This is a genomic window from Streptococcus sp. HMSC067H01, from assembly GCF_001814775.1.
Lineage (GTDB): Bacteria > Bacillota > Bacilli > Lactobacillales > Streptococcaceae > Streptococcus.
Window position 1 is genome coordinate 259,888 of the sequence record NZ_KV817803.1, and the last position, 24,663, is coordinate 284,550.

Sequence of the window (24,663 nt, forward strand, 5' to 3'; positions counted from 1 at the left end):
CCTCCAAAATGGTTTTATTTATCAGATAATTCTTTCCACTTTTGAAACAATCTCCAAAAAATATAAGAAATCTGAATCGCAAAAACTATCAATAAAACCCAATCTATTATGACAATGAAAAACATTTCCCAACTGAAATGACTACCTCCACTGGCAAACTTTGAGAAAACCGGTAGTAGAGCTGAAAAGAGAAGCAAAATAGGAAGCATCCGCATTGTTAAAATCTTCTTGACCATTGCTAACTTCCCGGCCGCGTCATTATAAATTTCAAACTCGGCATCCGACTCAACTCCAGAATAAAGTTTTCTAAAGTAGGAAAAACCATTAAAGTCTGTAATATGCTCCCACCCACAATCTTTAAATAGTTGTAAATAGGAAGCTCTCTCTGACTTTTTCATAGGATAAAAGTCCAACTGATAAATCACCTGCTCTGGTTGGCACTTTTCAAAAGTATACTTAACCGCAACTACTAAGTTAGAGTAGCTTACTTCCTTAAGTTTCCAGCCCTGAGCATGCATTTCTCCGAGATAGAGAGCCTCTCTATCATAATCCGCAATGGTAGCAATTCTATAAACAACTTTCTTTTCCATCAAAGCTCCTCCCGACTGTTTCTATAGAGCCGCCCAATACGTTTCAACTCAATCTCTAAAACTTTTCGACCCAAGTCTGTTATCTGATAGATTTTACGTTTTTCCTCTTCTCGGACAAAGGAAACCAAACCATCTTTTTCCATCTTTGACAGGGTTCCATACATAGTTCCAGGACTAATTGATACTTGTGAATCTGTCATCTCTTTGACCTTTTGTGTAATACCATAACCATGGTTCTCCTTTTGCAGACAGAATAGAATATAAAAACCCGTTTCAGTCATGGGAAGGTAGACACGCCTAATCTTATCTGTTAATTCCATTTAACCAGACCTCCTATTTAGTTCGATATATCGCACTTCGTTACAAACAATATATCACACCTCGATATAAATTGCAAGAAAAAAAGATCGTCCTCACGGACAATCTTTCTGATTTATCATTAGTATAAATCTAGGTAGTTATCAATTTCCCATTGTGAAACGAAGGTTGCATAGCTTGCCCATTCAATTCGTTTGGCTTCAAGGAAGCTAGTGTAGATGTGTTCACCTAGAGCTGCTTTAACCACTTCGTCTTCTGTCATAGCCTTCAAAGCGTTATGAAGAGTTGATGGAAGGTCTGTGATGCCAGCCTCTTTACGCTCTTCTGCAGTCATGATATAGATGTTTTCTTCGATTGGCGCTGGTGCTTCGATTTTGTTTTCAATACCGTGCAAACCAACTTCCAAAAGAACAGCCATTGCGATATATGGATTTGCCATTGGGTCTACTGAGCGCAATTCCAAACGTGTTCCCATTCCACGAGTAGCAGGAACGCGCACCAAAGGTGAACGGTTACGACCAGCCCAAGCGATGTAAACCGGCGCTTCGTAGCCTGGAACCAAACGTTTGTATGAGTTAACTGTCGGGTTCATGATAGCTGTGTAATTGTAAGCGTGCTTGATCAAACCACCAAGGAAATGATAGGCTGTTTCTGACAATTGCATTCCTTTTGGATCATTTGGATCAAAGAAGGCGTTGTTCCCTTCAGCATCAAACAAGGACATATTGCAGTGCATCCCTGAACCAGCGATACCAAATTTAGGTTTAGCCATAAAGGTTGCATACAAACCATGTTTACGAGCAATGGTTTTTACAACGAGTTTAAAGATTTGAATCTTGTCACATGCACGAAGAACTTCATCGTACTTAAAGTCAATCTCATGTTGACCTACGGCAACTTCGTGGTGACTGGCTTCTACTTCAAATCCCATCTTGGTCAAGACGTTAACGATCTCACGGCGAGTGTTATCGGCAAGGTCTGTAGGCGCCAAATCAAAGTAACCACCCTTGTCATTCACCTCAAGAGTTGGGTCTCCATTTTCATCAAGCTTGAATAGGAAGAATTCTGGTTCCGGACCAAGGTTGAAAGATTTGAAACCAACTTTCTCCATGTGATGAAGAGCTCGTTTAAGATTGCTTCGAGGATCTCCAGCAAATGGCTCTCCTTCTGTTGTATAGACATCACAGATCAATCCTGCGACACTACCGTTCTCATCTCCCCAAGGGAAGACAGTCCATGTGTCCAGGTCAGGGTACAAGTACATATCTGATTCATTGATACGAACAAACCCTTCAATAGAAGATCCATCAAACATAGCCTTGTTTGACAAGACCTTGTCTAGTTGTTCATCTGTAGCAGGAATTTCGACGTTTTTCATTGTTCCCAAAATATCTGAAAACATGAGACGGATAAAGGTTACATTTTTTTCCTTAACTTCACGACGAATATCTGCAGCTGTGATTGGCATGTTTTTTCTCCTTATATTTGACGACTAGCGGTTGCCTAACCGCGACCAAAAGGCGATTGTTGAGAAGCAAAGCGACTTTGTTGAAGAACTTCATTCCGAAGGGCCCGACGCACCTCAGTTTGACTGACTGGTTTCTTGGCTTTCGCCTCACGTTCGGCATATTTTTTCTTGATAGCAGCAATGTTCAGACCTTCAGAGATATAGTCCTTAATCTCAAGCAATCGATCCATGTCATTCAGCGAGTACATACGGCGATTGCCTTCGTTTCGATCAGGCTTAATCAAGTCCTGATCTTCATAATAACGAATTTGGCGAGCCGAAAGATCGGTCAGCTTCATAACACTGCCAATAGGGAAAACTGCCATATTGCGACGAAATTCTTTCTCCTTCATGTGCACTTCCTTCTTTCTGTCTATTATAGTCTAATTTTTTTTAACCGTCAAACGATAATGTCACATTATATGACATTATTTTTCTTTTTTCTCAAAAATGCTACGTAAGCGGTCAATATCATAATTTACGATAATTGCCACAAAAACACCCATAAAAGTTTCAAATACTCGGGCAAATACGTACAAAACAGTCTCCCCGCTCGGAATAGAGAGAGTAATAATTAACATAGCTGAAACACCACCGATAACACCTGCTTTATTATTCATAGCTACATTTGTCATAATGGTTAACATGGTGCAAATTGGAACGATCAGCAAGGTCACCCAAAAGGCTTCTTGAAATAGAGTGTTTAAGAGGAAGAAAACAAGGGCGTAAAAACCACCGATACTATTTCCCAAAATACGCGAAGTTCCAAAATGTACACTCTTGTCAAAATCTTCTCTTAAACTAAAAACAGCGGTCAGAGCTCCAATCTGCAACCCTTTCCAGCCAAAGAACCCAAAAGTCAATAGCACTAGAAAAACTGCAATGCCCGTCTTAAAAGTACGCATGCCTAATTTGAACTTAGCCTTATCAAATCTATATTTTTTAAAATAACTCATAATTTAAACTTTCTATCTCCATTTTATCATAAATTCACCTACTTTTGAGAAAGGTATAGCAATAAACTGTAGGAAAAGACAGAAAAAGAGAGTGGGACAGAAATCGGTAATTCGTTAGAATTCGATTTCGTCGTCCCACCTCCGCACAGTTGAGTAGGGCTGTAAAAGCTGATGAAATCAGCGTAGTAGAGACCACTCAACCACTGCGTCTTGCTCGACAATCCAAAGACAATTGAGAGGCTAGGACTTTTGCCCCAGCCTCAAGCTTTTTATTCTCATTTATTTTTTAAAACAGATACAAGAAAGCCAAGGTTATAAAGCTCGCTAGCAAACCTACTCCCCAGAAGAAGAAGTCGACCTTCCACTCACTCCAGGCTTGTCCTTTTCCAGAAAAACCACCCAGTTCAAAATGGTGATGAACAGGTGTCATCCGGAAGATACGCTTACCTCCACTCAGTTTAAAATAGCTGACTTGCATCATAACAGATGTTGTTTCAAAAACATATACAATCCCAATCAAAAGCAACGTCCATTCTTGGTGAAGAGCCATGGAAATAGCAGCCAACATTCCTCCAAGGGCTAGACTTCCTACGTCCCCCATAAAGACTTTAGCTGGTTTGTGGTTAAAGACAAAGAAGCCAAGCAAACCACCAATCATGGCTAAAATTACTAACAGGATATCTAACTGGTTTTGCACATAAGCAATGACTCCGTAGGCAGATAGACTAATCACCACCGAAATACTTGCCAAACCATCAATTCCATCAGTCAGGTTAACTGCATTTGAGAAACCAACTAACCAAAAGAGGGCAAAGAGAATGTAAAGAACACCTAAATGCAAGGGATAACCAAATACATTTAAGATATCTCCACCTCTTTCATAGAAGAAATAGAAGATAACTCCTCCGACTAGTTGAAGCAAGAGTTTTTGTTTTGGATTAAGCCCTTCATTGATTTTGCGAAAGACCTTGAGGAAATCATCCAAGAAACCAACCAAACCATACAAGACCAGGATAAATAGAATCATCCCTAGATTGTTGGTCAATTGATTGGTCAAAAGTGCAAATACAAAGCTGATCACAACTCCCGTTATGAGAAAGACAAGCCCTCCCATGGTTGGTGTTCCTGCTTTTGCTTGGTGTTGCTTGACATCCTCATGCATCTGTTGACCAGTAATTTGTGCTTTTCGGTAAAAACGGATAAAGGCTGGAATCCCGATAACTGTAAGAATAAAGGCAGATATTCCAGCAAGGATAGAAATAAGCATTCTAATCTCCTAATGTTATTTTTATTTTCTCGATATCTTTCAAAGCTGTATGGGCACGAACGCTTTGTTGTTTGACAGTCTGACCTGTCCCCTCAAATTCAACCTCGATATTCAACCACTTGGCAAGGGTTTCGATATTTTTCTTAGTCCAACCGTATAAGTCAGGCATCTCCTCTACCTTATCAGACAGAAGCAAGATTTGCTCGTTAGCATCCAGATTTGTCCCTTCTGCTACAGAGCTTTCCTTGATTTTTGTCCCTGAACCGATAACAATCGGTTGGACAAGGTTACGACGTAGCTCCTCCGCCAAATCTCCAGGACTATAATCCTTCATTTCTGGCATTGCATAACTAGTTACAGTTGTCACTTGGTCCAAATTCTTAGCTGTAGATTGAAGATTGAGTGATTCTTTCATGGCCGAAGCTCTCTCCAAGATAGGGTTTGCGAATTCTCCTAACGGAATCCCAGAATAATGTTCTGGTTGTTGAACTGTCACATAGAGGATAAAATCTGGATTTTCTGCGGGATGCATAGAGACAACTGAGAAGATATAGTTTGTTTCCCCTCGCAGGTAGCCTCCATTTTTCTCATCTGCAATCTGAGCTGTTCCTGATTTCAGGGCAACATTTTGTCCTGGAACATTGATTGTTCCCTTACCAGTACTGTGATTGTACATAGTACCATAGGTAGGATCTGTACCTACCATAACCATATGATCTCTAGTTACACTTGCTGCTTCTTTAGAGACAGGATTTCCCACAACTTCTTTTTGTGATTTACGGACGGTTTGATCATTTGGGTCATAGAGAGCGCTGATAAACTTAGGCTCCAACATAACACCATCATTAGCAATCGCCGTAAAGGCACGAAGCATCTGAGTTTGTGTTACTGAAATCCCTTGACCAAAAGAACTCATGGCAATATTGACAATATTATCCTCAGGGAGTTGTCCCGCGTATTCATCAGTCATACCAAAACGAGTTGGAACTCCAAATTTGAAACGGTTGAGGTAGTCTAACCAAGTAGCATCTCCCATTTTTTGTTCTAAGAGAGTCATACCAATATTACTTGAGTGGGCAAATCCTTGTGAGAAGGTCATCATGCCACCACTTGTCAAACCTTCATTGACGTCCCAGTCCTTGATGGTAGCATCCGCCACCTTCAACTCGCTACTATTGAAATATTCTCCCCCAGGGAAGGTCTTGTTATCAATGGCTGCCGCAAGCGTCAAAACCTTCATGGTCGATCCTGGTTCGTAGTTACTTTGATAAAGGATATCACGCCAAACGAATTCCTCTGTAATCCCTTCTTTGGTATCAGCATCAAAGGTTGGTCTTTGGGTTGTGGCAAGAACTTCCCCTGTCTTGGCGCTGACCAAGGTCGCAGTCATATATTTTCCTTTTACTTTTTCATGGAAAGCGTCCATTTGACTTTCCATAAAAGATTGTAAAGGACTAGATAGGGTTGTATAGACGTCTTTCCCGTTTACGATCTGTTGAGTGACTTGATCAGTACCAGGAACGATATTCCCCAAACGATCCTTTTCATAAGTGATAATTCCATCTGTTCCGGCCAAGAGGCTATTTAGAGAACTTTCGATACCAGAAGTTCCCAAAAGTCGCTTAGTCCCGTCTTCATTTTCATGCAATTGAGCTAAGCCGATGAAAGACGATGCGAATTTCCCATTTGGATAGCTTCGATTAGGACTCGTGGTAAAATCCACCCCTTCAACCTTAGCAGCTTTTAGGTCCTTTTTAATGGACATCATATTGGCATAAGTAATACCATTTCCCTTGACACCAAAGGAGACTTGCTTCAAATTAGGTTGCGAGAGTTGTTCCTTGACGTAGGATTCATCCATATCTAGATACTTACGAAAGACTTCCGCAACTTTATTATACTGGGATTCCTCTACATAGAGAATTTTCCCATTTGCGGATTTGTATTCTTTATCAATGATCGCATAAACATTGTAGGAGGTTGCATCTTCTGCAATCGGCGTTCCATTACGATCATAAATGGTCCCCCTCTTAGCAGGGACTGTGCGAGTCGTTTGGTGGACCCTACTAGCTTCTTTGACCAAGTCAACACCAAACTTTTTCCCCGTACCAATAATCACCGCAAAGTTAACCAAAAAAACAGCAAAGAGAAAGACGGCCAAGAGACTGAGGCTCTTCCCAACTCGTCTGCGGTTTTCAAGGGGAGATTTACGATTCTTAATGGCAAAGTGTACTATTTTTTCTTTCCAGGTTTTCATATACTACTCCGCCGATCGGATATTTTCATTATTTAATTGCAAGTCTTGCGAATCCGCAATTCCTGTCAGTCGTTCTGAACGGATCAATTCATTGACTTCTTGCTTAGCATCATCTAGCTCCGTTTTCTTTTCTTCAATCTGAGTATTAACAGTTGTTAATTCACTCTGGACTTGCAAGAGCTTGGTTTGCATATAAACCACACTGATGGCTAAGACAAGGGCTGTAATGGCAATCGAAAGGTAAAAAGCCTTCTCAACACGCGAAAATCTCTTGATACGAGCTTGCAGCAATTGGCTCGTCGTTTCTCTTTTGTCTACCATTTTATCCCCTTACTTGTGAATTTTTCTAGCTACTCGTAGCTTGGCTGAGTGGGAACGATTATTGGCCTCCAACTCCTCCTTACTTGGTAGTATTGGTTTACGAGAGACTAATTCCATCTTGGGCTTAAGATCATCTGGAATGAAAGGCAAGCCTTTTGGCACCTCCACTGTTGAAGCCTCTTTGAACAATTGCTTGGTCAAACGGTCTTCCAGCGAATGAAAGGTAATGACTGAGATTCTTCCGTCCACAGCTAGTAATTCCATAGCTTGTTGGATGGACTCATCTGCAGCCCCAAGTTCATCATTGACCTCAATACGGATGGCTTGGAAAATCTGCTTGGCAGGATGACCTTTTTTCTTGAGTTCCTTGGCAGGCTTGGCGGACTTGATAATCTCGGCCAATTCTGTCGTTGTCTCAATAGGTTTCAACTCACGCGCCTGTTCAATCTTTCGAGCAATCTGCTTGGAAAACTTATCTTCTCCATATTTGAAAAAGATTCGTACCAAGTCATGATAGTCATAATGATTGACAACCTCATAAGCTGTCAAACTAGCTTCTTGGTTCATCCGCATATCCAGCGGTGCATCCTTTTTATAGGAAAAACCACGCTCACGTTGATCCAACTGTGGGCTCGAAACTCCCAAATCATAACAAATACCATCAATTTCTTCTACACCCGCTTCCTGCAAACGTGCTTGCAAATGACGGAAGTTGTCCTTGATGAAGGTAACCATTCCTTTTTCTATATAAGGCGCCAGACGTTTTTGGGCATTGTCAATGGCATTCTGGTCCTGATCAAAGGCATAGAGATGCCCCTTTTCACTTAATTTACTTAATAAATACTCGCTATGGCCTGCTCCACCCAAGGTCGCATCAACGTAAATACCGTCAGGTTTCACATCAAGCATATCAATAGTTTCATGGAGCATGACCGTTACATGATGAAATTCTTTAGTCATATCTTATCTATTTTACCACAATTCTGACCAGCTTGCACTCGCTAAAGCAAAAACCTTTCCTTGCTACTTTATTCATTATATGCAACAGGCGACTCGACAAACTAGACGGAGTTTAAGTGTTGAAGTCATCTCAGAGACTAAGACATACTCATTACATTCTTTGAAACAAACCACACAAATAGGTATTTCTCTATTCAAACAAAACAGCTGAGTAAATATGGAGAGAGCATACATCTTAAAAGATAATACTCCATTCAAATTTTTTAATTATCTACTTTAATAACTCCAACATTTTAAAAATTCATATTAAATTTCCGTATTAACAGCCCTATTATTTATTCTGACCATTTCTATGACTTTCTGGCGTTGTTCCTCACTCAGATTCAACTTCTGTAGTTGCTTTTCAATACTAAATTCTGAGGTATTGTATTTCTTATCATACATCTCTAGTAATTTATTACGGAGAAGGGGCTCGCTGATCAAATGAATTTCTTTTAATAGTTCTTCTTCATTTTCTTCCTGCTCCTCTTCTCCATTAAGTATTTCAATCATAGAATTGATCCTTGCTAAGGCAAAATCACCATAAATATTATCAATTAGATTTTCCTTCATGATTTCTTGTATATTTTTAGCAAAAGTGTTCTGTAAAACCTTCCCTTCTGAATATCCAGTTTCTTGATTCTTTTCAAGCATAATCACATTTCCTGGTTTAATATCCGAAAGCATATAAGGGGAGTGGGTTGTGAAGATGAGTTGAATTTTTTTCTCCTTTCCCTCAGTCTCTAATATTTCAGAAAGATTTTTTATAAGAATGTTAATTAATGTCCTGGACCATTCTAGATGCATTCCTGTTTCTAATTCATCAACTAACAGTATGATATCCTCAGCATGTTCTCCATACATAAGTAAGTAGGAATGAACTCGTGAAAATATTTCAATTAAGTTCCCTTCTCCAGTTGACATATGATAATCAGGAGTCTCTCCCAACACATAATAATTATTAAATTTTTTATTGAATTCATAACAAGAATCATTTACCAATTCTTTTGATTTTGTATGCTGAAATAGTCTACCATTTAGCTCTTCAAATAAATATCTATTATTATTGGAATATTTTAACAAAATTGAATTATAAGAATCTTCAATTAAAGAACTATTTTCTCGAATTTCTTTAAAAATATCAACTATATTAATTATTGATTTAACATACTGTTTTTTAACTTTTATAGTTTCATCTTTTGATTTATTCCCCTCGTTTTTATCTAATTCTTTTACTATCTCTTCAAGTAAATTTTTTCCTATACTCTCATAATCAGAAACCTCTTCTTCTAAATATTTTTTACATTTCGATAATAAAGGTTCAGATAAAAATTTTTTTATGAATTCAACTTCTTCATAAAAAATATTATATATAGACTTATATATTAAAAATCCTATAGCTTTTATCCCCCTCGGAATTGAGTTAGTATAATCTTTTAAACCATAAGGTTCAATCTCTAATGAACAAGACAAAACTGAACTAATAATTTCACGATCGTTTAACCACAGATATGAATCCACAAACATTGTTAATCCTTTTTTATTCAACGTTGTACCATATCTAAGAGTACCTCTTCTCCTATTTAATAAATCAACGTATAAGATATTTTGAGTCCTATCATAATATCCTGAATCAAGCTCAAAACTCCCATCTTGATTTCTGTAAAAAGGAGATTCTCCATATTCTGATAAATTAGCAACAGATAAATTTTGGAGAGAAACCTTAAACCTTACTTTGTCTTCTTGTTTTCCAAGTTCAAAAAGGAAAAAATATTGATTATCAGGGTCTTGTTCAAATTTATCCGGTCGGTAGCCACTAATTATATTTAAAACTGTTGTCTTCCCAGTCCCATTTATTCCAACTATAGGTGAAATATTATAAATAGACTCTCCATAAAAGTTTTCAATATAATCTGGATTTTCGGCAATTTTTAATTCACTGGTTTCAAAGTTAAAATCAACTTTATATTGGTCTGAAAAATTAAAAATCTCTTCTTTAAAAAGCTCATTATACTGTTTAATGACCAAAGCAATTAATTTCATTCTTCTTCTCCTACTAGTCCAATCTCTTTGCTAATATCTGTAACCATTTTTGAAAGTGGTCTTTTCCCATAATTTTCTTTGTCTGTGTAGTGACCTGTTATAAAGCGATTCACCTCAGCCTCACTTAATTCAAGGTTTGTTTGATTTAAGATTTCTGATAAACCTTCTCTATAACTATCTGTGTAGACTTCTTTTTTCCAAATTAATTCATTTACTACATCAATGTGGCTTTGATATAGCTCCTCTATACCCAAAATACTAATCCCATTTTTAAAGGCAGAATCATCTGAACTAATTTTGATATTAACCTCATCAACAGACTTTGGAATGTATGTAAACTTTACATCATCGAATGAAAAACTAGTATCATAGGGACTATATTCTAAATCCCTATTCGATTTCACATGATTACAACTATAGCAACTAGGGATTAAATTATAAAATGAAACAGCAAATAGTGGATAGCTGTCTTTTGGGAAAAAGTGGTCTAGTTGAGCTGTGTTTACCACTTTAGTCTGACCGTTAATTTCTTGTTTGCAACCCGGACATTCATTTTCGACCTCATCAATTACAAATGAGTCTTGATTACAATTATCACAGTGAAGTATTTTATATGTTGAGTTTATATAATTCCGATTACAATATGGACATACCGAAACGTTTTTTAAATCAATTATTCTCTTCCTTAATCTTGAATCTATCTTGCCATAAGATTTTTTTAGATACCCTGCTAATCTAGGTTCTTCATCTATGAAATTATCCAATAATCCTTTATAATTCTTTAAAATTGAAAATTCACCCTTCATTATATTTAGAAAAGCATCCTGTTCACTCTCAAGTCCCGGTATATTATTTACAACCCAGTTATTTAACTCATCTTTAAATTCAGGATAATCTGTAAAATTTAATTTTCTATATAATTCCATGCAAAATTTTTCAACTTCAGACGGATTTGATTTTTCTATAGGTATCATAACTGACTTTCCATTATATTACAATAGACTGTTCGCAAATTCTTGATAGGCATGTTAATTATTCAACTACACTAAGAATTCTGCAATTTCTGCTTCTAGGGACATCACATTGCCATAAATACTGATAAAATTGCAATTTTATGGTTCATGATTTTCCTTCTGTTTGGTAATTTACTTTTTCTTCCGCAACCTGAGCTAGTTCTACACGCTCTTGGGGATTCAAGTGTTGATGAACAGCCTCTGCTACTGCTCTTGGTATACCAACTTCGACAATCTCATCCACACTGACTTCCTTGATTTTAGTCAAGGACTTGAAATATTTCATCAAATTCTGCTTGCGTTTTGGACCCAATCCCTCGATGCCATCAAGCTGAGAGGAGAAGGAATTTGTAGAGCGCAGTTGACGGTGGAAAGTGATAGCAAAACGGTGGACTTCATCCTGAATGCGTTGGAGGAGGAAAAATTCCTGAGAATTACGAGACAACTCCACTACCTCAAGCGGATCTCCAAAGAGTAATTCATGGGTTTGGTGCTTGTCATTTTTTTGCAAACCTGCGATAGGAATATCCAAGCCTAGCTCCTCTTGGACAACCTGCTTAGCAATATTTACCTGACCTTGTCCTCCATCAATAACGATTAAGTCAGGCGGTGTCAAACCATCTCGTTGGACCCGTCCATAACGTCTACGAATAACCTCTCGCATACTTGCATAATCATCTGGTCCGACAACAGTTTTTATCTTGTACTTGCGGTAATCCTTCTTGCTCGGTTTACCGTTAACAAAAACTACCATGGCAGAAACTGGACTAGTCCCCATGATATTGGAGTTATCAAAGGACTCGATGCGAACTGGGGTTGGAATTTGTAGAAGTCGTCCCAAGTTTTCAATGGCACCTTGAGTCTTTTCAACTGATTTTTCTAGCAGGTTAAATTTCTGCTCCAAGCTTACACGCGCATTTTTGATAGCCAGATTAACCAGTTGTTTCTTCTCCCCTCGTTGGGGCTTGAGAACCTTTGTATCCACCAAAGCCTTGATAGCTTCTTCGTCAATATCTTGAGGAATCAAAATCTCATTGGGAACCAGGTGAGATTTTTCTTGATAAAACTGTCCCACATAGGTCAAGAAATCCTCGTCTGGATCATTGTAGTAAGGAAAGAGATTGACATCGCGTTCAATCAACTTGCCCTGACGGACAAAGAAAACCTGAACACACATCCAGCCCTTGTCTACATAGTAGCCAAAGACATCACGATTTTGGAGATCCTTGGCCATCACCCGTTGCTTGGTCCGAAGGGTGCCAATGGCCTGAATCAAATCTCGGTACTCAGCCGCACGCTCAAATTCCATCGTCTGAGCTGCAGTAGTCATCTTTTCCTTGAGTCCATCGATAATCTTATCATCCTGACCTTTCAAGAAATCAGAGACCTCCTGGGCCATAGACTTGAAAAAAGTCTCGTCTTTCTTACAGATGGTGTGAGCCATGCACTGGCCGATATGGTAGTAAAAACAGACTTTTGACGGTGGATTGGTACACTTGCGAAAAGGAAAAATCCGATCCAACAACCGCTTGATTTCATTGGCTGCCCCCACATCCGGATAGGGACCAAAATAGAGACCTCCGTCTTTTTTGACCTGACGGGTGATAATCAAGCGAGGATAGCGCTCATTTGTGATTTTGATGAAAGGATAGGACTTGTCATCCTTAAGCATGATATTGTACTTGGGCTTGTTTTCCTTAATGAGATTAATCTCTAAAAGAAGGGCCTCAATATTGGACTCCGTGACAATAAACTCAAAATCTACAATCTCAGACACCAAGGCTTCTGTCTTGGTATCATGGCTCCCACGGAAGTAGGACCGTACACGATTGCGTAGATTTTTGGCCTTTCCTACATAGATAATCGTGCCGTTTTTATCCTTGTGAATGTAACAACCAGGGCTGGTCGGCAAGAGCTCCAGTTTTGATTTAATCAAGTTATTCATAGTTCCATTATAGCAAAAAGCTCCCCTCATTGCTTACATCAGGGAGCTCTATTTTTCGTTTGAAAATCACTTATTCTTCAGACTCATAGAGTTCTTGAACTGCTTGAACATCTTGTGCCTGAATACCATAATAAGAACCTGCTGATTGCATGACTGACACTTCATTAGTGTGTTCCAAACCAATCGCATGACCTAGTTCATGCTCTGCTGTATGCAAGATGCGATCATAGGTATAGCCATAGTTTGGATTAGATAGATAATAATGATTCAAGCGAACGGTTACTGAAGTAAATTGTTTGGTTAGGAGATTTGTCTGACTCTCCGCCTCACCGGCAACAGATGTGGAACCATCATTCATTTCAGTCGCAAAAATAGTTGCTTGGTCAGGTTCTGTCACAAGTACAAAATTAAAAGCGCCAGTCTGATTCCAATTGGTAATAGCCTCAACGTAAGCCTTTTGAAAGGTTGCATCCATTTGAGGATCAATATAAATTGTCGCCTGCGCTTGGGGCCATTTTACTCCTGAATCTTGATGATGATCAGTCTGAGACAAGCCTTGCAACTTACCAGTTTCTTGCCATTGATGCCAACCTGCTTGACCAACTTGAACAAGTTGCCCCGCTTGATTGAAGACACCAGATAAATCTCCCGTCACATACCAGAGAATCCCTAAAGCAATAAGAATTAAGACTACAAGAGTCCACACAAGGCGCCAGAACATGCGCCAAATCCCTAGTAACAATCGACATAGAACACGTATAATCCAGAACATGATTCCCCGCCTTTCTAAAAAAATAAGAATCCACCTTTAAACCATGGATTCCCATTCTAAAGATAGATTCTTTATTCTACTGAATCAAACTGAAAGAAAGCTAAAACTAGCTCAATCTCTCTTCCAAAACAAAATCAATCGGCAGCGTAGCCAAAAAACGTTCCAATTGTTTTTCCCAGTAATACCACTCGTGGTTGCCTGGACTATGACTATAAGAAATATCAAAACCTAGCTTCTTGAGATTCTTCACCGCTAGGTTATTGGCAGCATACAAGAAATCTTGCTCGCCACACCAAACCCAGAGCTTGGTCTTCTTGTCTGACTTTTTAGCAAGGCTTTCAAGTGAATAAGGACTAGTTTCCCAGTTATCAAGCTTACCAAAAACACCTCGCCAATAGGCAAGCGTCCCAAGATTTTGGTTCTCAGGCGAAAACTCTTCGAAGCTGAGAGCTCCAGAAAGACTAGTGGCGTGTGAGAAACTATTGGTTGACAAAGCCAACTTGAAGGAACCGTAGCCTCCCATTGAAAGGCCAGCGATAAAAGTTTTTTCACGCTTGCTAGACATATTAGGGAAGAAACGTTTGAGCACTTTAGGTAGTTCTTCTGCTAGAGCTGTATAGTAGTTATAGCCATACTGAGTATCTGTATACCAGCCATTACTTGTATTAGGCATGACAACAATCAGATTAGTCCCCCTCAACAAGCGCTCTACATTGGTTCGTTTGAGCCAACTGTTGTGATTCCCTGACATCCCATGTAAGAGATAGAGGACAGGAATATCTGTAGAATCTGGCTCCTCAACTCGAGACGCATCGGGGTAGAGAACATTAACGCCCCACTCCATGTCTAAAACTTCTGAGTAATACTCAATCTTCATTACTGCCATCATTTTCTCCTTCTAAGCTTAAGATAAGAAAAAGCCGAAATTCGACTTTTTCTCCTTCTATCCGATACTTATTTCGCTTCCATAACAACTGGTAAAATAGCTGGGCGGCGTTTTGTTTGATCAAAGAGGAATTTAGACAAATTGTCACGAACCTTACCTTTGAGTTCTGCCCAATCAAACTCTTCACCTTGAAGATATTCTTCAACCGTTTGGTTAATCAACTCTGAACTTTCACGCAGAATATCTCGACTCTTCTTGAGATAGACAAATCCACGCGTATGCACTCGAGCCTTGGCGATAATTTTCTTCTCACGACGGTTGACAGTAATCGCAACGATGAAAATTCCATCCTCCGACAAAACCTTACGGTCACGAAGAACGACATTGCCGACATCTCCGATGGCATTCCCATCAATCAAGACATCTCCTGCGGTAACGGCACCAGATGGGACAAAATCTCCATGCTCATAAGACATGGTTGTGCCCTTTTTAGGGATGAAAATCCGTTCTGGCAACATGCCAACTGCCATAGCAGCTCTGGCATGGGCATCCAACTCACGATATTCACCCTGGATTGGGAAAAGATACTTGGGTTGCAAGAGATTGATCATCAATTGAAGATCACGCGCATTTCCGTGTCCAGACACTCGCAAACTTTGGGTAATGGTTTTAACCACACCTCCAGCTTGGTAGATCATATTTTCCACACGCGCCATCATAGCCTCTTTGGCAATCGATGGTGTTGTAACGATATAGACCAAGTCTCCTTCCTTGATTTCAACATAACGGTGACGGCCGATAGACATCTTACGAAGCCCATTAATCGGTTCCCCCATTCGACCTGTCTCAAGGATAATCAACTCATGGTCTTCAAATTGGGACATCTCTTTGGGCTTAATCAAAAGTCTCTCATTTGCCAGAGATAGTTTTTTAAGGCGAATGGCTGTGCGGACGATATTTTCAATGTCGAATCCTGTCAAAACAACACGGCGTCCTGTCTCCGCAGCTGCGTCAAAAACCTGCTGGATACGGGAAAGATTACTTGCAACTGCAGCAACGATGATGCGTCCATCCCAGTCAGAGATGGTTTGCGTGATTTCTACACCAACTTCATTTTCACTGGCTACTTGGATATTGCTATCTGCATTTGCTGAGTCACTAAGCAAAGCCAAGACCCCTTCGCGCCCAATCTCTGCCAAACGACCAAAATCAGTGGCATAAGATTCACTCGCTGTTTGGTCAAACTTGAAATCTCCTGTATAGACGATGTTGCCTTCAGATGTTTTTAAGACCACACCCAAACTTTCTGGGATAGAGTGGGTTGTACGGAAGAAGGATACTACCGTTCCACCAAAATCAATCTCTGTATTTTCATCAATGACATGGAAATCATCAAATTTCTTGACACTGTCATTCCCCTTAACAAAAAGCTTGGCAAGTTCGATGGTCAGCTCTGAGCCAAATACAGGAACCTTAGCTTCTGCCAAGAGATAAGGAAGGGCACCAATCGCATCCGCATGCCCGTGTGTTAAGAAAACCCCAGCAATACGGTCGCTATTTTCAAACAGATATTCCATATTTGGAATAACGACATCGACACCCAACTGTTCGTTTTCAGGATATTTCAAACCTGCGTCCAATACAAAAATCGAGTCGTTAATTTCTGCGATGTACATGTTTTTACCATTTTCACGTACACCCCCAAGTGTTGTTAATTTAATAGTATTCATTTTTCCTCCGAATAGTCACTTCAACTGTTTGTAGAGCTTTAAAAACTCTCTTTTTCTGAAAGTCCAATTCACTTTCAGCCGAATCTTTTCCATTCATTATACCATTTTTTTAGTAATTTTCAAAATGAATCTTACAGAACCTAACACTTCAAATATCTATTTTTATCTTATAAAGCCAAGTTGGCTAAATCCCAACTAAGCCGTCAGATTACTTCTAATCTTCAACTGTTTTAACAAGATCCAAAAGGGATTCTCAGCCACAGCAGGTTCTCTTTTCTCCCAAAATCCTTATCCTCCATCAACCTTTATATCACACACTTTTTCACATTACCTTCTAATAGAAAATCATCCTGGCAAGCAGCTTTATCTCTTATTACAAAAATCATACATATCCAAAAGTATCCCTTTAGCAAAGATGAAGCCACTTCAACCCTTTTCCCTGTCAGTGTTTATAATCTACCACGAATTCCTTTCTCCATTTTATCCTCCAGCCAACTTCCACTTGACAGAAAACAAAAAGAGTCAGCAAGCCAACTCTTTCGATCTCTATTCACTTTTTTCCATTAAGAAATCGTAGATTTCCTGGACTGTTCCAAGCGCCATTATCTCTTGCTCTTTAACAGTTTGTTTCAGTTTTTGATAAATCTGACTTTCATCCATATCACGCTTTTCAGCCTCTTTATTCACCCTCATGACACCATTTTCAATGGTCACAAAGCCAAGTTCTTCAAAAATCTGGATCATTTTAACTAACAGGATTTGTTCAATCTTGAGATAGGCCGCCAAATCCTTGAGTTTATAGCGAATGTCAAACTCTGGGAACTGATAGATGGTTTTATACAATTTTGCAAACTGCTCTCTTGTACCATATCCCGTCAAGTAGTAAGCCTTGGCTATATCATTTTTAAAGTAAAGAGCTGAAAATTCCTGCTCCTGACAGATTTTCTTAAGGAGGGATATATCTTCAGGGATATTTTTTATGACAATAGCTAAACAAGAGGTCACATCAGGTAACTCTTGCGTAAAGTCCAAAACAGGTACCCCTTCTGGTAATAGGGCATTCTTGCCACGGATGTTAAAGAGCTGGACACCTTCTACACGGGCATCAACCATCATCAACTGCAAGCTTGTTTGTCCATTCCATTGGTTGACAGAAAGAGTCACTGCCAATTCCAGTTGCTTGGTCTGTGAGAATTCAGTCGCCCATTTCCCTTGACCAAAAGCAACCACCTCAAAACTAGCCTCACCTTTGGAAATTTTCAGCTTGAGATGAGCATTACCAGCCCCCATAACGCGAGCATTCTCAACTTGAAAATCTCGAATATAGAAGACAGGTTTTTGGTTATCCATCCCAAAAGGAGCTAGACGTTCAAAACTTTTCACCGTCTCCAAACTCAAGGTCTCTAAATCCAGTTCTTCATCTAAAAATAGATTGTTTTTTCCTTGGACATCTGCGCCTTTTTCTCGGATATAGGCTTCCAAAACATCAGATAAGGCTTCCAACTTATCCACTTCAAGGGTCATACCTGCAGCACCTGCGTGACCACCAAAGGCGATAAACAGTTCTCGATGCGGGTCCAAGGCTTCAAAGATATCGACTGCTTCAATGCTACGAGCGCTACCCTTGACTCGTCCATCTTCGATATTCAAGACAATGACTGTCTGACCCAGTTCTTCAAGTAAGCGCCCAGCTACAATTCCAAGAACTCCTGGATTCCAGCCTTCCTTAGCCAAAACTTGAACACTTCTCTCAGGATCTACCATGCCTTTGGCTTCATCGTAAATGGACTGAACAATTTCCTTACGTTCTTCATTCTTTTGATGAATCAAAAGGGCGATTTCATGCACTTCCTCATCGTCAAATCCAGTCAACAAATCAATAGCTGGATTGGGGTCATCCAAGCGTCCTAGGGCATTTAAACGTGGCGCTAACTGAAAACCGACCGTCTCTTCTGTCACATCGCTACTCGAAATCCCAGCGATTTCAAACATTTCCTGCAGGCCCATTCGCTGAGTATTGCGCAAGACCTCAAGACCATATTGGACCATGATACGATTTTCATCCGTCAGGCTGACCATATCGGCAATTGTACCGATAGCAACCAAGTCCAACAACTCAACCTGCACTTCTTCCAAAAGGGCACAAGCCAACTTAAAAGCGACACCACAACCCGCTAGATGCTTGAAAGGATAGTCCGCCCCTGGATGTTCAGGATGAATAATAGCATAGGCATCTGGTAAAACTTCAGGCATAGAATGGTGGTCGGTCACAATGACGTCCACTCCCATCGACTGAGCCAAATCAATAGCTTCATGCCCCGCCACACCATTGTCCACCGTCACAATCAAAGACACGCCCTGTTGTTCAATGAAATATTTATAGACACTGGCATTTGGACCATAACCATCTGTAAAGCGATTGGGAAGGTAAACCAGACACTCAGCACCTATCTGCTCTAAACTTTCCTTGACAATGGAAGCCGAAGTCATTCCATCCGCATCGTAGTCACCATAAATGAGAATCAACTCCCCTTGCTCAATAGCCTGACGAATCCGCTCCACTGCTTTTTCCATATCATGCAGAAGATAGGGATCATGCAAATCATCTAAAGAAGGTTCTAAAAATTTTTTCAGACTGGTTTCATCCTGAATACCTCGTTCAAATAACAAACGAGCCACTTCAGGGCCCAAACCAGCTTTCTTAGCTATCTTTGTAAAATCCGCATCCTCAACTTGCGGAGCAAATTGCCAATTATAAGTAGGAATTATCAAAAAATCATCCACTCTTTCTTACGATTCTATCGTTTTATTATAACATGATTTTCAGTTTTTCTCTATCCAGTTTGCTTTTATCAAAGTTTTACTAATTTCTTTGTAATATCATTTGACAGGAAAACGCTTTTGTTGTAGAATCTATGTTAAAAAATCTAACACAAAGGAGAATGATTATGACTTTAGTAGAATTTAAAGCTGTTGAAAAGTATTACGGAGACTACCACGCACTCCAGAATATCAACCTTCGTTTTGAAAAAGGCCAAGTCGTTGTGTTACTTGGACCATCTGGTTCTGGAAAGTCAACCCTTATCCGTACTATCAATGGTCTAGAGGCGATTGATAGTGGAAGTCTCTTGGTAAATGGACACCAAGTAGCAGGTGCTAGCCAAAAAGATTTAGTCCCTCTCCGCAAGGAAGTAGGGATGGTTTTCCAACATTTTAATCTTTATCCACATAAGACTGTGTTAGAAAATGTAACTCTTGCACCGATTAAAGTACTAGGCAAAGATCCAAAAGAGGCTCAAAAAACTGCGCAAAAATATTTAGAATTTGTAAATATGTGGGATAAGAAAGATTCCTATCCAGCTACCCTTTCAGGTGGACAAAAGCAACGAGTAGCTATCGCTAGAGGCCTAGCTATGAAACCTGAACTCCTACTCTTTGATGAACCAACCTCAGCTCTCGACCCCGAAACAATCGGTGATGTCCTTGCTGTTATGCAAAAATTAGCCCACGACGGCATGAATATGATGATCGTCACACACGAAATGGGCTTCGCTCGCAAGGTAGCTGATCGCATCATCTTTATGGCAGATGGACAAGTCCTGGTCGATACAACAGATGTGGATGCATTTTTTGATCACCCAAGTGAGCCGCGCGCCCAACAATTTCTCAGCAAGATTATCAACCACGAAAGTGACAAGGTCAAATAAGGAGAAGCCTATGAAAAAGAATTTCTTTCTTGCAATAGTAGTTACCAGCCTTTTAAGTTTTGGATTTGTGACATCAATTCAAGCAGATACCAGTATCGCAGATATCCAAAAAAGGGGAGAAATCGTTGTCGGCGTCAAACAAGACGTCCCGAATTTCGGCTATAAAAATCCGAAAACAGGAGAATTCTCAGGTATTGAAACAGATTTAGCTAAACTGATTGCAGACCAACTCAAGGTCAAGGTCCGCTATGTTCCAGTTACTGCCCAAACGCGAGGTCCTCTATTAGACAACGAACAAGTGGATATGGACATCGCCACCTTCACAATCACAGATGAGCGGAAAAAGCTCTACAACTTCACCAGCCCTTACTATACAGACGCCTGTGGATTTTTGGTAAATAAATCAGGTAAGATTAAAAATATTGAGGATTTGAACGGAAAAACCATTGGAGTCGCACAAGGATCCATCACCCAAAAACTGATTAGCGACTTGGGTAAGAAAAAAGGCCTTGCCTTTAAATTTGTCGAACTCGGATCTTATCCTGAATTAATCACCTCCCTCCACGCCCATCGGATTGATGCCTTCTCGGTAGACCGTTCTATCCTTTCCGGCTATACCAGCAAAAGAACAGAACTACTTGACGATAGCTTCAAACCTTCTGACTATGGTATTGTAACTAAAAAAACGAACACGCAACTGAATGACTATCTAGATCAATTGGTTGTCAAATGGAGTCAGGATGGGACCTTGCAGAACTTATACGATCGCTACAATCTCAAACCTTCCAAACACTCAGCAGAATAAGGAGGTAGCTACATGATAGATTCATCATCTTGGACAGCTTATTTTCAACATTTTGGTCAATTTTTTAACGGATTTCTCTTTACTATAGCTATCGCTCTAGGTTCTTTTGCCCTAGCCATGCTATTGGGCATCCTATTCGGTACATTATCCACTAGCAAACATGGCAGTTTACGGATCTTGTCCCGTATCTTTGTCGAATTTTATCAAAACACCCCTCTCCTAGTTCAGTTCGTTATTGTATTTTACGGCTTGCCTCTGATTAGTAACCATACTATCATGATTCCCATCTACTGGACTGCCGTTCTTTGTGTCGGACTCTACCACGGCGCATATATCGCTGAAGTCATTCGGTCAGGAATTCAATCTATCCCTAGAGGCCAACTCGAAGCCGCTCTTTCTCAGGGATTCACCTATGCAAATGCAATGCACTTGATTATCCTACCGCAGGCTTTTCGCATCATTCTCCCTCCCTTGACCAACCAAGTCGTCAACCTGATTAAGAATACTTCGACAGTAGCTATCATTTCTGGAGTTGACCTCATGTTTGTCACCAAATCTTGGTCCGCACTCAACGGAAACTATGTCCCTGCCTTTTTAGGCGCCGCCTTCTTCTACTTTGCCCTCTGCTTCCCTGTAGCCCAATTTGGACGAAAAATGGAGCAAGCTAACAAAAAAGCTTATTCACTTTAGGAGGTTTTTATGGAAAGTATTCTTGAAGTTCTCAGTCTAGACAACCTCATCTTTATTTTAAAAGGTTTTGGTCTAACCCTCTATATCTCTTTGATTGCTATCACGCTTTCAACAGCAATTGGAACCATCCTTGCTGTCATGCGTAACGGAAAAAACACCCTATTACGAATCCTTGCTAGTGTCTACATTGAATTTGTCCGAAATGTTCCTAATCTACTCTGGATTTTCACTATTTTTTTAGTCTTTAAAATGAAGTCTACCCCAGCTGGAATCACCGCCTTTACTCTCTTTACATCTGCAGCCCTTGCTGAAATTATCCGAGGTGGTCTTAACGCAGTGGATCAAGGACAATACGAGGCTGGAATGGCACAAGGTTTCTCCTATCGCCAAATCCTCTATCATATCATCCTACCGCAAGCCATCCGCAAGATGCTCCCTGCCATCATCTCTCAATTTGTAACAGTGATTAAGGATACAAGTCTTCTATACTCTGTAATCGCCCTCCAAGAGCTTTTTGGTGCCAGTCAAATCCTCATGGGCCGATACTTTGAACCGGAACAGGTTTTCAGCTTATATATCCTGATCGCCCTAATCTACTTCAGCTTCAATCTAGCTATTTCAAGCCTTTCACGGACTCTAGCAAAACGTTGGCAACAAGCTGCAGAATAACAAGAGGTTGGGACAAAAAATCCCGGCCTCACTTTTTATTAACAATCAAACTTTGACGCGGTAGCTGATTGAACTTTTTGTTCGTCTTTTAGACTCCAAAAAGCTCCTAATCATCCTCGCGGGGCTGGGACTACGAAATCGAGACTTTGTCTATCGATTTCTGTCCCACCGCCTTTTGAGAGAAATCTTTTTGCCTATTCCTTTACTAGAATAAAGCTAGGGAATTTAAAAAAGCCATACTTTATGCTAGACTAGAAATATGGAACATCATTTTAATCATCGAGCAGAATCATTTGATTCTTCAAAAAATCAATTTTTGACCGATCTTGTTTGTCAGCAAGTAGAAAAACAAGTGCCTGATTTGTCGAACAAATCAGTCTTAGACTTTGGAGGCGGAACTGGCCTTATCGCCCTTCCTCTTGCCAAACAAGCTAAATCAGTGACCTTGGTTGATATTGCAGACAAGATGCTTGCGCAAGCTCGTCTCAAGATTGAAAGTCAAAAGCTTGCAAACCTAGACTTGATTCAACAGGATTTATTACTTGAACCACTTGAAGAAGAGTTCGATCTTATTATCGTCAGTCGAGTTCTTCATCATATGCCTAATCTTGATGACAGTTTATCTATGTTCAAGGAACATTTGACTCATGGCGGGCAACTCTTTATCGCTGATTTTACTCTACCAGATGGAGAGACACACGGTTTTATCATTTCTGAACTTGAAGAAAGTCTCAGCCAACAAGGTTTCTCGGAAATAACAAGTCAAATACTCTACAGCTCAGACCATCTCTTTCTCCATAAACCTTCCCAATTATTTCTTACAAGCAGCAAGAATATTTAGCCCTTAGAGTATCAGATAAGCCCTAAAAACAAAGCAAATGCTAACCTTTACTCAGCTTTTGCATTTTCCCAATAGATAAGGTATAATAGTTGTATTGTCTTTTGGGGTCGTTACGGATTCGACAGGCATTATGAGGCATATTTTGCGACTCGTGTGGCGACGTAAACGCTCAGTTAAATATAACTGCAAAAAATAACACTTCTTACGCTCTAGCTGCCTAAAAACCAGCAGGCGTGACCCGATTCGGATTGCTCGTGTCTGATGACAGGTCTTATTATTAGCGAGATACGATCAAGCTTTGTCTAGCAGTTTGATAAGAGATTTATAGACTCGCAGTTCCTAGGCTTGAGTTATGTGTCGAGGGGCTGTTAAAACAATACATAACCTATAGTTGTAGACAAATATGTTAGCAGGTGTTTGGACGTGGGTTCGACTCCCACCGGCTCCATTATATTAAAAAAACGTTGATGATCTCAACGTTTTTTCTGTCCTCATACAAGTTTACAGTGTTACATCAAGATACTTGAAAGATGGAAATATTCACTTTTCTTCTATGGATAAATAACATATACATTGAACAGCTATTCAATTGAATTTTTAGTGTTTTAAAGATCTGTAAGACTGACATTCCACCATTCTCCTAATATTATTCATCAAAAAAACCGTAAGAATTTCTTCTTACGGTTTTTCTAGCAAACTCATAGAATCAAGATTCTCAAGTATGCTTTATCAGAGTAATGATAAATTACTCTTCTTCCTTGCGTTTTTTAGCGAAGAGAAGTCCACCTGTCGCTGCTGCAAGAAGTGCTAAGCCAAGTGAAGCGTTAGATTGCTCTGTACCAGTATTTGGCAATTCTTTCGCTCCAGCTTTCTTAGCTGATTGGTTAGCAGCTGACTCTTTAGTTGCTTCCTTAACAGCTTTCTCACTTGCAATTACTGCTACTGATCCATCTGCAAAGGTTACAACTACTGATCCGTCATTGTTAACCTTGATATCTGTTGCTGTTGGGTTAGCTTTCTTAACTTCGTCGGCTACCTTAGCTTTTTCTGCATCAGTCAAGTTACTTGGATCTGTAACTGGGGTTACTGATGGGTTCTTAACGCCATTTGAATCAGCTGATTTCACTGTCTTCGCTGGGGTCAAGACTACTACTGAACCATCTGGGAAGGTTACTGTTGCTGTGCCATCATTTCCTACTTCTACCTTGCTTGCTGTTGGATTAGCTTTCTTAACTTTGTCGGCTACCTTAGCTTTTTCGGCATCAGTCAAGTTGCTTGGATCTACAACAGGAGTTACTGTTGGATTTGTGACTACTTTATCAGATGATTTCTTAACTGTCTTATCTG

22 protein-coding genes and 1 other RNA gene are annotated in these 24,663 nt (G+C 39.9%); 6 read left to right on the forward strand and 17 right to left on the reverse strand.

Going from position 1 to position 24,663, the window contains the following annotated elements; all coding sequences use genetic code 11:
• Positions 1–14: 14 nt before the first annotated feature.
• The 16 genes from HMPREF2987_RS07790 to recJ all read right to left on the reverse strand — a co-directional run bounded on the left by HMPREF2987_RS07790 (position 15) and on the right by recJ (position 19,376).
• Positions 15–590 carry a DUF2812 domain-containing protein gene (locus tag HMPREF2987_RS07790; protein ID WP_075230043.1) on the reverse strand — a complete coding sequence of 192 codons (576 nt, stop codon included), beginning with the start codon at positions 588–590 and terminating at the stop codon, positions 15–17.
• Positions 590–910 (reverse strand): PadR family transcriptional regulator, encoded by a 321-nt coding sequence (locus HMPREF2987_RS07795; RefSeq protein WP_075230044.1) that lies wholly within the window; start codon positions 908–910, stop codon positions 590–592. Before HMPREF2987_RS07795 ends, HMPREF2987_RS07790 begins: the two co-directional genes overlap by 1 nt.
• Positions 911–1,029: 119 nt before the next feature.
• Complete coding sequence (gene glnA / locus HMPREF2987_RS07800) at positions 1,030–2,376, reverse strand: type I glutamate--ammonia ligase (RefSeq protein WP_075230045.1); 1,347 nt, start codon at positions 2,374–2,376, stop codon at positions 1,030–1,032.
• 35 nt (positions 2,377–2,411) lie between these two features.
• Complete coding sequence (locus HMPREF2987_RS07805) at positions 2,412–2,768, reverse strand: MerR family transcriptional regulator (protein ID WP_075230046.1); 357 nt, start codon at positions 2,766–2,768, stop codon at positions 2,412–2,414.
• A 75-nt stretch (positions 2,769–2,843) separates the two neighbouring features.
• Positions 2,844–3,371: an FUSC family protein gene (locus HMPREF2987_RS07810; RefSeq protein WP_075230047.1), complete on the reverse strand. Its 528-nt coding sequence runs from the start codon at positions 3,369–3,371 to the stop codon at positions 2,844–2,846.
• A gap of 286 nt (positions 3,372–3,657) precedes the next feature.
• Positions 3,658–4,638, reverse strand: a complete 981-nt coding sequence (gene mraY / locus HMPREF2987_RS07815) for a phospho-N-acetylmuramoyl-pentapeptide-transferase (protein WP_075230048.1) — start codon at positions 4,636–4,638, stop codon at positions 3,658–3,660.
• Between the two features lies 1 nt (position 4,639).
• A complete protein-coding gene (pbp2X, locus tag HMPREF2987_RS07820; protein WP_075230049.1) occupies positions 4,640–6,895 on the reverse strand; it encodes a penicillin-binding protein PBP2X in 2,256 nt (751 codons plus the stop codon).
• Between the two features lie 3 nt (positions 6,896–6,898).
• Positions 6,899–7,216, reverse strand: coding sequence for a cell division protein FtsL (gene ftsL / locus HMPREF2987_RS07825; protein WP_075230050.1), 318 nt, complete (start codon positions 7,214–7,216; stop codon positions 6,899–6,901).
• Positions 7,217–7,225: 9 nt separating this feature from the next.
• The gene (gene rsmH / locus HMPREF2987_RS07830; protein ID WP_075228524.1) at positions 7,226–8,176 is read right to left on the reverse strand and encodes a 16S rRNA (cytosine(1402)-N(4))-methyltransferase RsmH; all 951 of its coding nucleotides are present in this window, start codon (positions 8,174–8,176) and stop codon (positions 7,226–7,228) included.
• A gap of 306 nt (positions 8,177–8,482) precedes the next feature.
• The gene (locus HMPREF2987_RS07835; RefSeq protein WP_075230051.1) at positions 8,483–10,258 is read right to left on the reverse strand and encodes an AAA family ATPase; all 1,776 of its coding nucleotides are present in this window, start codon (positions 10,256–10,258) and stop codon (positions 8,483–8,485) included.
• A complete protein-coding gene (locus HMPREF2987_RS07840; RefSeq protein ID WP_075230052.1) occupies positions 10,255–11,232 on the reverse strand; it encodes a hypothetical protein in 978 nt (325 codons plus the stop codon). The genes HMPREF2987_RS07835 and HMPREF2987_RS07840 overlap by 4 nt, the downstream gene beginning before the upstream one ends.
• Before the next feature lie 145 nt (positions 11,233–11,377).
• Entirely contained in the window at positions 11,378–13,216 is a 1,839-nt protein-coding gene (gene uvrC / locus HMPREF2987_RS07845) for an excinuclease ABC subunit UvrC (protein ID WP_075230053.1), read from the reverse strand.
• Positions 13,217–13,286: 70 nt separating this feature from the next.
• Complete coding sequence (locus HMPREF2987_RS07850; protein WP_075230054.1) at positions 13,287–13,988, reverse strand: M57 family metalloprotease; 702 nt, start codon at positions 13,986–13,988, stop codon at positions 13,287–13,289.
• A 106-nt stretch (positions 13,989–14,094) separates the two neighbouring features.
• On the reverse strand, positions 14,095–14,874 hold the full coding sequence (locus HMPREF2987_RS07855; protein ID WP_075230055.1) for an alpha/beta hydrolase: 780 nt from the start codon (positions 14,872–14,874) through the stop codon (positions 14,095–14,097).
• A 68-nt stretch (positions 14,875–14,942) separates the two neighbouring features.
• Positions 14,943–16,604: a ribonuclease J gene (locus HMPREF2987_RS07860; protein WP_075230056.1), complete on the reverse strand. Its 1,662-nt coding sequence runs from the start codon at positions 16,602–16,604 to the stop codon at positions 14,943–14,945.
• 546 nt (positions 16,605–17,150) lie between these two features.
• A complete protein-coding gene (gene recJ, locus HMPREF2987_RS07865) occupies positions 17,151–19,376 on the reverse strand; it encodes a single-stranded-DNA-specific exonuclease RecJ (RefSeq protein WP_075230057.1) in 2,226 nt (741 codons plus the stop codon).
• A 176-nt stretch (positions 19,377–19,552) separates the two neighbouring features.
• Here recJ and HMPREF2987_RS07870 point away from each other — a divergent pair, with 176 nt between their 5' ends.
• From HMPREF2987_RS07870 to ssrA, 6 genes are all read left to right on the forward strand, one after another.
• Positions 19,553–20,311 carry an amino acid ABC transporter ATP-binding protein gene (locus HMPREF2987_RS07870; RefSeq protein ID WP_075230058.1) on the forward strand — a complete coding sequence of 253 codons (759 nt, stop codon included), beginning with the start codon at positions 19,553–19,555 and terminating at the stop codon, positions 20,309–20,311.
• Between the two features lie 10 nt (positions 20,312–20,321).
• Positions 20,322–21,116, forward strand: coding sequence for a transporter substrate-binding domain-containing protein (locus tag HMPREF2987_RS07875; RefSeq protein ID WP_075230059.1), 795 nt, complete (start codon positions 20,322–20,324; stop codon positions 21,114–21,116).
• Positions 21,117–21,128: 12 nt separating this feature from the next.
• Positions 21,129–21,806: an amino acid ABC transporter permease gene (locus tag HMPREF2987_RS07880; protein WP_075230060.1), complete on the forward strand. Its 678-nt coding sequence runs from the start codon at positions 21,129–21,131 to the stop codon at positions 21,804–21,806.
• A gap of 9 nt (positions 21,807–21,815) precedes the next feature.
• Positions 21,816–22,475, forward strand: coding sequence for an amino acid ABC transporter permease (locus HMPREF2987_RS07885; RefSeq protein ID WP_075230061.1), 660 nt, complete (start codon positions 21,816–21,818; stop codon positions 22,473–22,475).
• 259 nt (positions 22,476–22,734) lie between these two features.
• On the forward strand, positions 22,735–23,316 hold the full coding sequence (locus HMPREF2987_RS07890) for a class I SAM-dependent DNA methyltransferase (protein ID WP_075230062.1): 582 nt from the start codon (positions 22,735–22,737) through the stop codon (positions 23,314–23,316).
• A gap of 103 nt (positions 23,317–23,419) precedes the next feature.
• Positions 23,420–23,767: a transfer-messenger RNA gene (gene ssrA, locus HMPREF2987_RS07895) on the forward strand.
• A 294-nt stretch (positions 23,768–24,061) separates the two neighbouring features.
• On the opposite strand, the gene HMPREF2987_RS07900 is transcribed toward ssrA, so the two are convergent.
• A partial coding sequence (locus HMPREF2987_RS07900) for a MiiA motif-containing surface protein (protein WP_142995380.1) occupies positions 24,062–24,663 on the reverse strand: 602 nt, incomplete at its 5' end.